Genomic DNA, 12,343 nt, shown 5'->3' with positions numbered 1-12,343 from the left:
GCTTTTTTAAACTGTTTACGGGATTTAGCGTGAACCTCACTGATCGCTTGCAAGGTTTGACTGTGCAGATTCAGGTAGTCACCCGCCCCTTTAGTGTAAGCGGCCAAGTCATAGGCTGAAAAGAATTTGCCAGTGCGCTGTAAATGTTTAAAACTAAGCTCATTAACGTAATTCCAGACAAAGTTAACCGCTCCAGCTAAGATATTGAGCTGAGTGGCATGTTTGTCTTTGATGCGTAGTTTGAGCGTTTTCATGGAGTAATTATGATCTCAATGCGTTTGGTTATCAAGGCATGTTCAATCTTAGGTGACAACAGATGACGCCTGATATCTACGCTCTAGAAGGACGTGGTTTTACGGCGCTGGATGATAAAATAAGCGACAACCAGTGTCGCTTATTTGCACATAAAACCAAATCAGTACTGCCCTGCTATCATGAACAGTACTAAAAACCAGACAACTGCTGTAAGGTCGCTTTTAACAAGCTTTGCGTATCTTCATAGACATCGCCATTATTTTTAGCAGCTTTAATGGCTTGTTGGGCTTCTTTTTCTTTATAGCCTAAACTAATCAAAGCACCTTCCACCTCAGCGATGACACTACCCTCATGAGACACAGCGACTGGCTGCTGAACTGGTTCAAGACCACTGCTGTCCACTTCGATATTTTTAAGCTTGTCTTTGAGCTCGATCAATAAGCGTTGGGCGGTTTTTTTACCGATACCAGGTATACGCGTTAATGCTGCTTCCGATTCTTGCTCAACATGCATCTTTAATTCAGCAGGAGACATGGCCGACAGCATGGCTAATGCCATCTTAGCCCCGACACCATTTATTTTAATGAGCTGCCGAAACACATCCCGCTCTTTACGGTCAATAAACCCATACAACAGCTGGGCATCGTCACGCACATGAAAATGCGTCCAAATACTGGCTTGCTGTTCAAGCTGCAACTGACAAAATGAAGGTAGCGGCAACTCAATATCATAGCCTACACCAGAAGCAGTCATGATACAGGCTGTCGGCGCCATCAGATAATGCACTTGACCAATAATCAACCCTATCATCACTTATTCTCTCTCATCATTATTCGTTAAAGCATTCATTAAGGCGTATTGAGTGTTCTTTCACGCCTTAACGTATGCCGTAAAACCAATTGTTTATCAACAACATAGTTTATTGATAAAAGTCTACCATTGCTTCGAGGCTAATCGGGCGAATCTTGTGGGCTTGACCTGCAGAGCCAAATGCTTCAAAGCGGTCACTACAGATATCTGACATCGCTACCATAGAGGCTTTAAAGTACTTGCGTGGATCAAACTCACTTGGGTTGTCTACCAAAAATTTACGGATAGCGCCTGTTGATGCCAAACGCAAATCCGTATCGATATTTACTTTACGTACACCATGCTTGATTGCCTCAACAATTTGCTCAACTGGCACGCCGTACGTCTCACCAATATCACCACCATGCTCATTGATGACTTTTAGCCACTCTTGCGGTACTGATGAGGAGCCGTGCATGACTAGATGAGTATCGGGAATACGGGCATGAATCTCTTTTACTCGTTCAATAGATAGAATATCGCCTGTTGGTGGACGTGTGAACTTATATGCGCCATGACTGGTACCGATAGCGATTGCCAAGGCATCTACATTGGTGTCTTTTACAAATTGCTCAGCCTCATCAGCGCTGGTGAGTAGCTGCTCTTGATCCAGTACGCCTTCAGCGCCAGAACCATCTTCTTCACCGGCCATACCTGTCTCTAAACTGCCCAAACAGCCAATCTCACCTTCTACAGACACGCCGCAAGCATGGGCTAGCTTGACTACTTCACGGGTAACACGGGCATTATAATCATAGTCCATGGGCGTTTTACCATCTTCACCGAGCGAACCATCCATCATTACAGATGAGAAGCCAAGCTGGATTGAGCGCTGACAAATAGCTGGAGACATACCATGGTCTTGATGCATAACGACTGGGATATGTGGCCACTCTTCAATAGCAGCAGTCACCAAATGACGTAAAAACGCTGAGCCTGCGTATTTACGTGCACCAGCACTGGCTTGTACGATGACCGGTGAATCACAGGCATCTGCCGCCATCATAATCGCTCGCATTTGCTCTAAGTTATTTACATTAAAGGCAGGTACACCATAGCTATGCTCAGCGGCATGATCTAAAAGTTGACGTAAAGAGATTAAAGCCATAAAACGCTCTCAGGTTAAAAAGTAACTTAATGATAAATGAATCGCAATAAAAAAATGCCGCCAGCGGGTGAATCCTCAAGCTGCCTGAATAATGACATCTAGATATAACGGTAAATAATAAAAGCTGTTATAAATATACACTCAGTTTTATTGCCCCGTGATTATAGCAAATATTCATCAGCTCTCGTAGCGATTAGCAGAGTATTTAACCGCTGTTTACCACTGCTCATGAGGTTAAAGCCATTTACAATGGTCAAAAAAAGAAAAAGCCCTGGTCATGACCAGGGCTTTATGACAGTGAGGCTTATAAGGATAGGCTAACCGTACTAGAGCGACATCGCTATTAGACGAATATAGGGCTAATACTCATATCAGTGTGTCGATTTTATGTCATACTGACTATATATCATGAGCTACTAATATAGTTAGCTGCTAAATATTAACTTAGTACTGTTGGTCTTCAGCAACTTCGGCATTTGCTTCAGCATCGGCCGCAACATCAGAAGCAGCACCTTCGACCGCATCAGCACCGTCAGCGACCGCTGAGGCTGCGCCTTCAACCGCTTTATTAGCACCTTCAGTGATGGCTTCGCCAGCATTGATAGCAGCGCCAGTAGCGACAGCACCCGCAGTCTCCGCACTGTCAGCCAGCTCAGCACCTGCTTCTTGTGCAGTAGCTTCAGCGTCTTGCGCAGCAGCTTCTGCTTCTGCAGCAGCGGCATCTGTATTGGCAGCAATATCGTCACCAGCTGACTCAGCAGCCACTTCGGCTTCTGCGGCAGCCACTTCAGCCTGCTCTTCAGTTTGTTGACTACAAGCGGTAACTGCAAAAGTACCAGCCAAGACACTAGCAAGTAGTAAATGACGTTTTAACATAATAAACCTCTAATAAATGATACATATTAAAAATACAAGGTAGCGCTATTTTATAGATAGCAAATCACACATGCAATAATTGTTTATAGCACATTAACAAATAATAACTACTTGATAATAGTCATTAATTACGATTCCTAATACTACATGACATAGATAATGTCATTTGTAAACTATAACAGCATTGGTTTAGTTTTTGTATATCTATTATTTCTAAGCTATGTATTAATCTTCAACTTGTAATGCTGCTACCGCTGGCAGCGTCTTACCTTCAACAAATTCCAAGAAAGCACCGCCGCCTGTCGACATATAGCTCACCCCATCAGCAACTTGATATTTATCAATCGCTGCTAAAGTATCACCGCCACCAGCGATTGAGAACCCTGTACTATTCTGTACCGCTGTTGCCAAAACTTCAGTACCAGTACCAAACGCATCGACTTCGAAAACACCGACCGGACCATTCCATAAGATCGTTTTGGCATTTAAGATAGCAGCAGCCAGTTGCTCAGCACTCTTTGCTGCGATATCCAGGATCATATCATCAGCGCCGATATCGCTTACTGCTTTAACGGTTGCTTTTACTTGAGATAGCGAACCAACAAAATCATCAAAATTGATCTCGTTTTTGTCCGCTACCACGACATACTCAGGCAGTAATATTTCGGTTTTTTCCATGATTTTACGGGCGGTTTCTACCAAGTCTGCTTCATATAAAGATGAGCCGACACTATGGCCTTGTGCCGCCAAGAAAGTATTGGCAATCCCGCCACCCACAATAATTTGACTACACACCTCAGCCAAGCTGTGCAGCACCTCAAGTTTAGTAGATACTTTTGAGCCACCTACTATTGCGAGCATCGGTTGTGCGGGAGTCTCTAGCGCTAGACTCAAAGCATCGAGCTCTGCTGCGAGGAGTGGCCCTGCGCAAACTGTTTTTCCAGCCTGCCGCATCGCTTGTGTCACGCCTTCGGTAGAAGCCTGCGCACGATGTGCTGTGCCAAAAGCATCCATCACAAACACATCACATAGATCCGCATAAGCGTTTGCTAATGTCGTATCGTTGCTTTTTTCACCCTTATTGAAGCGTACGTTTTCTAACAATACGACCTCGCCAGCCTTGATATCGACCCCTGTCTCTAAATAGTCACCGCTCAGACTCACCGGTTTTGTGAGTTGTTCGTTTAGCTGCTGCGTTAAATAATCAGCAACCGGAGCAAGAGAGTATCTCTTTTCTACCGTCCCTTCTGTTGGGCGGCCTAAATGCGAACAAACAATCACTGCAGCGCCTTTATCTAAAGCCATCTTGATCGTTGGCAGACTCGCTTTTAAACGGGCATCGCTTGCTACTTTTCCGTCCTTAATAGGCACATTGAGATCTTCACGAATCAGTACTACTTTGTCTGTCAACGTCAGCTCGCTCATACGCAAAAAGTTCATTGTCAGTCCCACTCCTATGTGTATATATCGATTACTAAGTTTATTTACGACACTTGATAGCTGTCATATAGCGCGTATTTTAGGCAAGAGTTTATCATAACGTTGGCTTTTTAAATAAGACTATTTGCCAGCTCTTAATGACCCACACGCATTACTATCACTGTGGCCTATGATTGCATTCGTCTGAAGTATCAAATAGCCTCATGTTATTCAGTACATCTACCATTCATAACCGTTTGTCGGAAATCTATTATTTAAAACCTGACATACACCATAAAGCGCTCATTAACATTTTGTGGTGGCGCACGGCATTTATTCCCCTTATGATAAAAGCATCAAATAACAATAATACCCAATAGTCGCTCTCCAATATTATCTTAACCAGTGCCTATCAATAACGTAGCTATCGATAATGGCTTAGACAAAATCTCAGCTGTCTGACGGGTTTAAGTACGTTATTATAGACGCTCAATAATAAAGTGGAGAACGATCAAATCATCAGAAAAAGTATCAATTTAGGAGATTATCATGAGTATTGATTTTGATATTGCAAAAAAAGAACTACTAAAGCTCAAAGAAGAGTACCAAACTCGCATCGATAAGATCGAAGACCACATTCAGCATCCGCAAGATGACTTGAGTGAACACTGGGATGACCAAGCCATCTCTTATCGTCAAAACGATATGCGCAAAACCTTATTAGGTGAAGCCCGTCAAAGCCTTATTTATGTAGAGAATGCTCTAAGCCGTATCGAAAACGGTACTTATGGAGAGTGCGAGGTATGTGGTGAAGATATAGAAGTTAAACGCTTAGAAGCCCTACCGTATGCCACCTTATGTATGAAACATGCCGAATAAATCTTTATTCACATTTATAAAAGCACTTTTTTATCGCTACTAAAGATAGGCGTCGAAGTAGCTGCATTCACAATCTGTATCTTTTACGCTGTGTATTTGAGTCACTCAAGCGGTGGTCTTTATGAGTATTATCTTTAAACACTCTACAGACTTTGACTTTGTGGCGTAGGTAGCTGCCAATTCTCAAGTGCCTGTTGCCACTGCTGACAGCGCCCTTCGATGGCGTCTATCGGTAAATCCATGATATCACCCACTACTGCGATATAAGTTAGTGGAAGCGGGCTTAGTTGATTGATATTTTCAGCAGTTAGACCACCTATCACACAGATATCAATACTCTGTTGACAGCCTTCTGTGAGCTGTTGAGATGAGATGGTATGGGCTTGAGGTTTGGTTGTAGAAGTAAAAATCGCCCCCATTGCGGCATAAGTTGCGCCTTCTTGCTGTGCTTTTTTTACCAATGTGATATCACCATGACAAGTACGCCCAATAATCTGATTAGGGCTTAACATCTGCTTTGCCTTGTCAATATCGCCATCGCCTTGGCCTAAATGCACACCAACGCCCAGCTTTGCCGCCAAAGCAATGTCATCATTGATTACGACAGGTACTGAATACTGATCTGCCAATGCCACTAGTTTTTGCGCTTCTTCAAACAGCTTAACCTTCCCATCAGACAGTGCCAGTACTTGCTTGCGCCTGATTTGTAATAACCCAACTACCCCTGTAGCAAGCGCAACCTCTAGCTTGGCGTACAATAGATTAAAGTCATCATCGTTGGTCAGCAAATACAGTATAGGTGCCGCTATTTTATTTAAGGTCGATGGCATCGTCATATAAACCCTCTACATTTTAAAAAAGCTAAAAAAAGGCCATTATCATAGATAACGACCTTTTTCGTATCACTAAAACCTTACTGGCATACGTTGATCATTTAAACAGATCTCAATCACATCAAACGCTAATGAGATCATAAAGTACTTATACGGTACGGCGAGTCGCCAGACTGGTTAAGATATTTTTGGCATCACCCCAACGGGTGGCAGAGCTATTGGCCCCTAAAATAACAATAATAGCTGGACGGTTGTTGACATGAGTTTCCATGACCACGCTACGACCGGCTTCATTGATAAAGCCTGTCTTTGAGATACCAATTGGGTAGTTTCCGGCACGCACTAAGCTGCTGGTGTTATTGGCCTTGTAAGTACGGTTGCCGCTCGAATAGTTGGCAACAAAGAAGTCATAGCTCTTAGTGGTAGAAAAACGACGGATCACATCATACTCGCCAGCAGCACGTACCATTTTTACCAAGTCATTTGGTGACGATACATTGCGCTTATCAAGGCCAGTTGGATCACCAAAGTAAGCTGTGGTCATGCCTATTTCTTTAGCCTTACGATTCATAGCACGCATAAAAGCAGAATAGCCACCTGGATAGTTACGCGCTAGGCTTTTTGCAGCAGGGTTTTCTGACTTCATCAAGGTCATCAGCAATAGCTCAGCACGGTTCATACGATCGCCGGACTTCAGACGTGAGCTGGCACGTTTAGGACCTACAAAATCCTCTGGATCAAGGATAATCTCTTCACGCATATCTAGACCGCTATCTAGTACTACCATAGCAGTCATCAGCTTGGTAATACTGGCAATCGGACGTGCGATATCTGCGTCTTTTTCATAGATAGATTCGCCTGTTTGGGCATCGACCACGACCACACTACGGGAGTTTGTACTAATCGGTATCATATCACTGCTACCGAAGCTGCCGCGATACGTCGTATTGTAGCTGTTATTGCTACTACCAAAACTGTTTGTATTGGTTAGGTTGGTTGTCCCATAACCGTTATCCACTTTTCTGATAGCAGAGGAGTTTGTTTTACTGCTATACATGATATTACGGGCTTCGGTTAAGCTATCAGCACCGCCCCAACCAATACGAGCACTAGAATCAGAAACAGTGTTATTGTTAATACTGAGCGCAGCCTGTGCCACACTGCCCAAACTCAAAGAAATCATAGCAGCGACTAACTGCTGTTTGGTTAATGGTAATTTTTTCATTATTCCCCCTGCTATGGCTATCGCATCAGTAACTAAAATTGTAAACGCTTAACACGTATTGTATATCTAAGTATGATTAAAGGTGTTCAGATAGAGTTTTTGTACGTTTAGTGTATCATGGTTTGCGTTTTAGTTTAATCTATCAGCTTGACTTCTCAAGCTTTATTGTGAATTGTTAATCTTTGCTACACTCTATTTAGGCTTGTGTGATATTGATTAACATTTGAGCAATATGGCTTATTTATAGCTTACTTTCTCAGATTCTGCTGATATCAGCAAGCATTATATGAATTATTTTGCAACTGGGTTGATAGATATTTTATGCAATACCTTTTATGAGTATGATATAAATGACGGTTTGTATAACCATATAAGCAGTACGATTATTAAATAATAAAGAGTTCAATTATGATTCGAGTATTGGTAGTAGATGATCACGACTTAGTACGTATGGGCATCAGTCGTATGTTAGCTGACAGCGCTGATATTGAAGTGGTCGGTGAAGCCGACAGCGGCGATATGGCGCTCAAGCTGGCCAAGCAGCTAAAACCAGATGTCGTTTTACTCGATGTCAATATGCCTAATATCGGTGGTTTAGAGGCGACCAAACGTCTGATTCAGCTGGATATGGGTATCAAGATTTTGGCAGTAAGTAGCATGGCAGCACAGCCATACCCTTCAATGTTAATCAAAGCTGGTGTTAATGGCTATATTACTAAAGGCACACCGCTTGATGAGATGATACTGGCTATCAAAAAAATATATCAAGGAGGACGCTATTTTAGTCAAGATGTTGCAGAACAATTGGCAGAGGTGTTGTTATCAGACAATGCCAACTCCCCTTTTGATTTACTAAGCGCTCGTGAAAAACAAGTGGCCATGATGGTGGTTAACTGCCAAAGCCCGCAACAAATTGCAGATCAGCTGTTTGTGAGTGTAAAAACAATCAATACATACCGTTATCGTATTTATGAAAAGGTTGGTGTTGATAGCGATGTGAAACTGACTCATTTGGCCATACGCCATGGATTAATACAGCCTTAGAAGTTTATACTTCAATGATATAACCTGCTAAAGATATAACTCACCAAGCCACTCTTATTTTTAATCACTCTCTATAGTATTATTGCTCGATATATTTCGGCTAAATGGCTTTTTATACGCTATTAGATAAATATATTTTGCTATTATTCAGTCCGCTATACATCCCTACTTATTTAGCCAAACTATACTGAGCGCTACATGAAACCTGCTGCCAAAAAAATTACTGCCATTGTTAGATTACTACAACACGGGGATACCCTACCTGTAGAACAGCTGCGTAAGCTTGGACTTATTTATAATACTTATCGGTTGGTACTTAGTGCTTTTTTTCTATTGATGGTATACATCGAAACAAAATCAGACGCTAGCCAGTTTTTACCCAGCTTGGTACAGCAAACCGCTCTAGCCTTTTATTTAGTTATCAGTCTGATTTTACTTGCACTCTTTTATGTAACAACTAAACAGCAAAGGCAGCAACTGGCCCTTGGCTTGGTGCTCGATGTCGTGATATTAAGCTTGCTATTGTATACTAGTGGTGCACCAGATTTACAGTTGACCATGCTTTATATGGTCGTGGTTGCAGCAAGTTTTATGTTATTGCGAGGTGCAAAAGCCCTTGCTATCACCCTACTGGCGATTATCTTTGTTATCTATCAGCAGTTTTTTTATGCTATTGCCAACAGTTTTAGTCTGACCAACTTAGGGGACGCCTTACTGATGTCAGCAAGCTTTTTAGCTGTGGGTCTTTTAAGCTGGTCTATCTCTCAACGCTTGGTACAAGTCGAAAGATTCGCTCTACGGCAAGCAGAAGAAGTCGAGCGCTTGAATGCCATTAATAAAGAAGTCATCAGTCATATGCTAAATGGTGTGATGGTTATCGACCAACAACATATTGTCTTAGCAAACCACGCCACCTATCAGCTGCTCGGCATGACTGAAGTACAGGACTCGATGTCACTCTCCGTACCTATATATTCTAGCGAGCATCTACAAGAGCCTGGTAATTTGCGACAGCGACAGCGGAAATTTAAAAACCACCATAACCCACTCACTGAGTTTGAGCAGCAGCTGGGGCAGCTTCATGACAAGCTACTCAACAACTGCCTATCTGTCGCTCCTGAACAAACTCACAGCTTCATATATGAGTTGCCCAAAACAGCTGATACCTCATTGGTAGGTAAGCTGCGGGTACAAGTCATCCCGTTAAAGGATGGCAGTCAATTGGTCTTGCTCGAAGACTTGCGCCGTGAGCAGGCCAACGCACAACAATTAAAGCTTGCCTATCTGGGACAGCTGACAGCGAGTATTGCTCATGAGATTCGTAATCCTCTAGCCGCTATCTCACAAGCCAGTCAGCTACTGATGGAGGATGTTTTTGACAGCTCAGACCCTATAGGCAAGGGTTTTAGCGACTCCAATCAAGCAGACGACACTTCCCTACAGCCCACCAGCACCAGTAATAGTGATGCCAATATTGAGCTGTATCAGATGATTTTTGAGCAGACCAAACGTGTCAATCGTATCATTGAAGATGTTCTTAAGCTCTCGCGGCAACAGTCTCCTCACAAAAAAACCATAGAGCTTGCCGTCTGGGTACCACTGCTTTTAGAAAACCACTTTCGTAATCATGATGTCTTTCTAAAGATCTCTAAACAACCCGTCATAGAGTTTGATATCCATCAACTGGAACAAATTTTGATCAACCTTATTAATAATGGTTTATTTTATAGCAGTCAATCTCATCCGCATGCCTATGTCGAAGTCGAGATATATCATGTAAATGATGATGTCATAATCGACGTGTTGGATGACGGCAAAGGTGTCAGTGTAGATGATATTGAACACTTATTTGACCCATTCTTTACCACAGACAAAAACGGTACAGGATTGGGTTTGTATTTATCTCAAGCATTTAGTGAGGCAAACCATGCTAGACTGCTCTATGTCGAGCAGCATGAAAAAACCTGCTTTAGACTGATTGTACCTAAGGGCACGTATTCTACTGAATAACTACTTTCATCAAATCAGCTGATTGCTGTTGAGCAAAAGCTTAAAACACACACTAAACATAAAACGAAATCACCGATTAAGGTGGCTTTCAATGTACCTAACGTCGCTTTTATATTAATATCTATTTATAGTGAGTATTGGATAAAAGAAGTACAGTCAATATAATCTGCAATTAGTCTTTATGTTTCATAGATCGACTTATTAGCCACTATTTATTTAAGGCAGGAGATAACAAATGGCAGCAACCGCACTGGTCGTCGATGATGAGGTGGATTTATGCCGACTCATGCAAATTACGCTGACAAAGATGGGCATAAAAAGTGATGTTGCTTACACATTATCGCAAGCAAAATCTTACTGGGATGACAATGATTACGATTTTTGCCTAACTGATTTAAAGCTGCCAGATGGCTCTGGTCTAGACTTGGTAAAGCATATCAATCGACACTCAGACACCCCTGTCGCTGTCATCACAGCTCACGGCAGTATGGACTTGGCAATTGAAGCGCTCAAACTTGGTGCCTTTGACTTTGTCAATAAACCACTTGAGCTACCACGACTACGCCAATTGGTCGAAAACGCACTTAAGGTCGTCCAACAAGACAACGCAACCCAAACATCAGATGAACGTACGCCAGAGCAGGATTTGTTAGACAGTCGCTTGATTGGCGATTCCACAGTAATGCAGGCGCTAAAAAAGACCATTGTTAAATTGGCTCGATCGCAAGCACCGGTATTTTTATCAGGCGCTTCAGGGACAGGTAAGGAGGTGGTCGCCAGACTTATTCATGACTTAAGTCCACGCCGTGATGGTAGCTTTGTACCCGTCAACTGTGGTGCCATCCCTTCAGAGCTGATGGAGTCAGAGTTCTTCGGTCATAAAAAAGGCAGCTTTACTGGAGCAGTGACAGATAAGCAAGGGCTTTTCCAACAGGCCAATGGAGGTACTTTGTTTTTGGATGAGGTGGCAGACTTGCCTTTGGCCATGCAAGTCAAACTACTGCGTGCTATTCAAGAAAAGACAGTCCGTGCTATTGGCGATACTAAAGAGACTCCTGTCGATATTCGTATATTATCTGCCACGCATAAAGATCTTAATAACTTAGTCAAATGTGGCGATTTTCGGCAAGATTTGTACTATCGTATTAATGTTATCGAATTAAAGCTACCAACACTAAAAGCACGTCGTGATGATATTCCTGTACTTTCAGAGTATTTTTTAGCACAGATCGCTAGTGAATGGCAGTTAGATCTCCCGCCACAGTTAACAGATACTGCCCGCCAGCGCCTACAAGCCCATGAGTTTTCTGGAAACGTTCGGGAACTGCGCAATATATTAGAACGAGCGATCACCTTAGCTGAAACCTCAGTCATAGATAGTGAGCATTTAGGTCTACCACCCTTAAGTGATGATACTGCGCCTCAACACAATACTGAAAGCGATGCCGCTGTAAGAGACAGTCGTCAAAGTCCTGTGATGGCAAGTGACCAAGCTCATAATAGTACCAGATATACGACCAGTAACTTACATCCCTACCGTACTCATAATCAGCAATATAATATATCTGCCATACAAGCCTCCAGTGCTCATGCCACTCATATCAAGCAACCATCATCATCTCATAATGATGACAATCAACGATCATCATCACCAGATCGCTCTGAGGTGGCATTGCCAAAGCAAGGTTTAGAAGCCTATCTACAAGAGCAAGAGAAGCAATTGATTATTCAGGCACTGGAGGAAACAGAAGGCAATAAAACTCAGGCGGCAGAGCTGCTAGGTACGACGTTTCGCTCATTACGCTATCGTATGAAAAAGCTTGAGATTGATGAAGATTGAGCTTG

11 protein-coding genes and 1 pseudogene are annotated in these 12,343 nt (G+C 42.6%); 5 read left to right on the top strand and 7 right to left on the bottom strand.

The features are described 5' to 3' along the window. Positions 1-254, bottom strand: a pseudogene (locus J3492_RS11370) (RNA-guided endonuclease InsQ/TnpB family protein); the annotation flags it as partial. Between the two features lie 62 nt (positions 255-316). Between J3492_RS11370 and J3492_RS13390 the strand changes: the two are divergent. Further along, complete coding sequence (locus tag J3492_RS13390; RefSeq protein ID WP_279381163.1) at positions 317-448, top strand: hypothetical protein; 132 nt, start codon at positions 317-319, stop codon at positions 446-448. Here J3492_RS13390 and ruvA read toward each other — a convergent pair. The 4 genes from ruvA to J3492_RS11350 all read right to left on the bottom strand — a co-directional run bounded on the left by ruvA (position 445) and on the right by J3492_RS11350 (position 4,528). Further along, positions 445-1,065: a Holliday junction branch migration protein RuvA gene (gene ruvA / locus J3492_RS11365; RefSeq protein ID WP_207992171.1), complete on the bottom strand. Its 621-nt coding sequence runs from the start codon at positions 1,063-1,065 to the stop codon at positions 445-447. The genes J3492_RS13390 and ruvA overlap by 4 nt on opposite strands. Positions 1,066-1,174: 109 nt before the next feature. Further along, positions 1,175-2,212, bottom strand: a complete 1,038-nt coding sequence (gene fba, locus J3492_RS11360; protein WP_207992170.1) for a class II fructose-bisphosphate aldolase — start codon at positions 2,210-2,212, stop codon at positions 1,175-1,177. A 444-nt stretch (positions 2,213-2,656) separates the two neighbouring features. Next, a complete protein-coding gene (locus J3492_RS11355; RefSeq protein WP_207992169.1) occupies positions 2,657-3,088 on the bottom strand; it encodes a hypothetical protein in 432 nt (143 codons plus the stop codon). 225 nt (positions 3,089-3,313) lie between these two features. Continuing rightward, the gene (locus J3492_RS11350) at positions 3,314-4,528 is read right to left on the bottom strand and encodes a phosphoglycerate kinase (RefSeq protein WP_207992168.1); all 1,215 of its coding nucleotides are present in this window, start codon (positions 4,526-4,528) and stop codon (positions 3,314-3,316) included. A gap of 528 nt (positions 4,529-5,056) precedes the next feature. Here J3492_RS11350 and J3492_RS11345 point away from each other — a divergent pair. Continuing rightward, positions 5,057-5,386 carry a TraR/DksA family transcriptional regulator gene (locus J3492_RS11345; protein ID WP_207992167.1) on the top strand — a complete coding sequence of 110 codons (330 nt, stop codon included), beginning with the start codon at positions 5,057-5,059 and terminating at the stop codon, positions 5,384-5,386. Between the two features lie 143 nt (positions 5,387-5,529). On the opposite strand, the gene J3492_RS11340 is transcribed toward J3492_RS11345, so the two are convergent. Both J3492_RS11340 and J3492_RS11335 read right to left on the bottom strand, forming a co-directional pair. Next, complete coding sequence (locus tag J3492_RS11340; RefSeq protein ID WP_243453232.1) at positions 5,530-6,222, bottom strand: thiamine phosphate synthase; 693 nt, start codon at positions 6,220-6,222, stop codon at positions 5,530-5,532. A 145-nt stretch (positions 6,223-6,367) separates the two neighbouring features. Then, a complete protein-coding gene (locus J3492_RS11335; RefSeq protein WP_207992166.1) occupies positions 6,368-7,444 on the bottom strand; it encodes a serine hydrolase in 1,077 nt (358 codons plus the stop codon). Between the two features lie 408 nt (positions 7,445-7,852). Here J3492_RS11335 and J3492_RS11330 point away from each other — a divergent pair, with 408 nt between their 5' ends. The 3 genes from J3492_RS11330 to J3492_RS11320 all read left to right on the top strand — a co-directional run bounded on the left by J3492_RS11330 (position 7,853) and on the right by J3492_RS11320 (position 12,338). After that, positions 7,853-8,488 carry a response regulator gene (locus tag J3492_RS11330; protein ID WP_207992165.1) on the top strand — a complete coding sequence of 212 codons (636 nt, stop codon included), beginning with the start codon at positions 7,853-7,855 and terminating at the stop codon, positions 8,486-8,488. A 198-nt stretch (positions 8,489-8,686) separates the two neighbouring features. Continuing rightward, on the top strand, positions 8,687-10,498 hold the full coding sequence (locus J3492_RS11325) for a sensor histidine kinase (protein WP_207992164.1): 1,812 nt from the start codon (positions 8,687-8,689) through the stop codon (positions 10,496-10,498). 235 nt (positions 10,499-10,733) lie between these two features. After that, a complete protein-coding gene (locus J3492_RS11320) occupies positions 10,734-12,338 on the top strand; it encodes a sigma-54-dependent transcriptional regulator (protein WP_207992163.1) in 1,605 nt (534 codons plus the stop codon). The last annotated feature ends 5 nt before the right edge of the window (positions 12,339-12,343 follow it).

Origin of the sequence: Psychrobacter coccoides (genome assembly GCF_017498085.1) — a bacterium.
Classification (GTDB): Bacteria; Pseudomonadota; Gammaproteobacteria; order Pseudomonadales; family Moraxellaceae; genus Psychrobacter; species Psychrobacter coccoides.
The sequence above is the reverse complement of the archived record's forward strand: the minus strand, read 5'-3'. Positions and strand labels throughout refer to the sequence as shown.

Excerpts from the sequence above, each read along its gene's own strand:
- J3492_RS11345 (WP_207992167.1), top strand. The coding sequence starts at position 5,057 with ATGAGTATTGATTTTGATATTGCAAAAAAAGAACTACTAAAGCTCAAA.
- J3492_RS11330 (WP_207992165.1), top strand. The coding sequence starts at position 7,853 with ATGATTCGAGTATTGGTAGTAGATGATCACGACTTAGTACGTATGGGC.
- J3492_RS11325 (WP_207992164.1), top strand. The coding sequence starts at position 8,687 with ATGAAACCTGCTGCCAAAAAAATTACTGCCATTGTTAGATTACTACAA.
- J3492_RS11335 (WP_207992166.1), bottom strand. The coding sequence starts at position 7,444 with ATGAAAAAATTACCATTAACCAAACAGCAGTTAGTCGCTGCTATGATT.
- J3492_RS11340 (WP_243453232.1), bottom strand. The coding sequence starts at position 6,222 with ATGACGATGCCATCGACCTTAAATAAAATAGCGGCACCTATACTGTAT.
- J3492_RS13390 (WP_279381163.1), top strand. The coding sequence starts at position 317 with ATGACGCCTGATATCTACGCTCTAGAAGGACGTGGTTTTACGGCGCTG.
- J3492_RS11350 (WP_207992168.1), bottom strand. The coding sequence starts at position 4,528 with ATGAACTTTTTGCGTATGAGCGAGCTGACGTTGACAGACAAAGTAGTA.
- J3492_RS11355 (WP_207992169.1), bottom strand. The coding sequence starts at position 3,088 with ATGTTAAAACGTCATTTACTACTTGCTAGTGTCTTGGCTGGTACTTTT.
- ruvA (WP_207992171.1), bottom strand. The coding sequence starts at position 1,065 with ATGATAGGGTTGATTATTGGTCAAGTGCATTATCTGATGGCGCCGACA.
- J3492_RS11320 (WP_207992163.1), top strand. The coding sequence starts at position 10,734 with ATGGCAGCAACCGCACTGGTCGTCGATGATGAGGTGGATTTATGCCGA.
- fba (WP_207992170.1), bottom strand. The coding sequence starts at position 2,212 with ATGGCTTTAATCTCTTTACGTCAACTTTTAGATCATGCCGCTGAGCAT.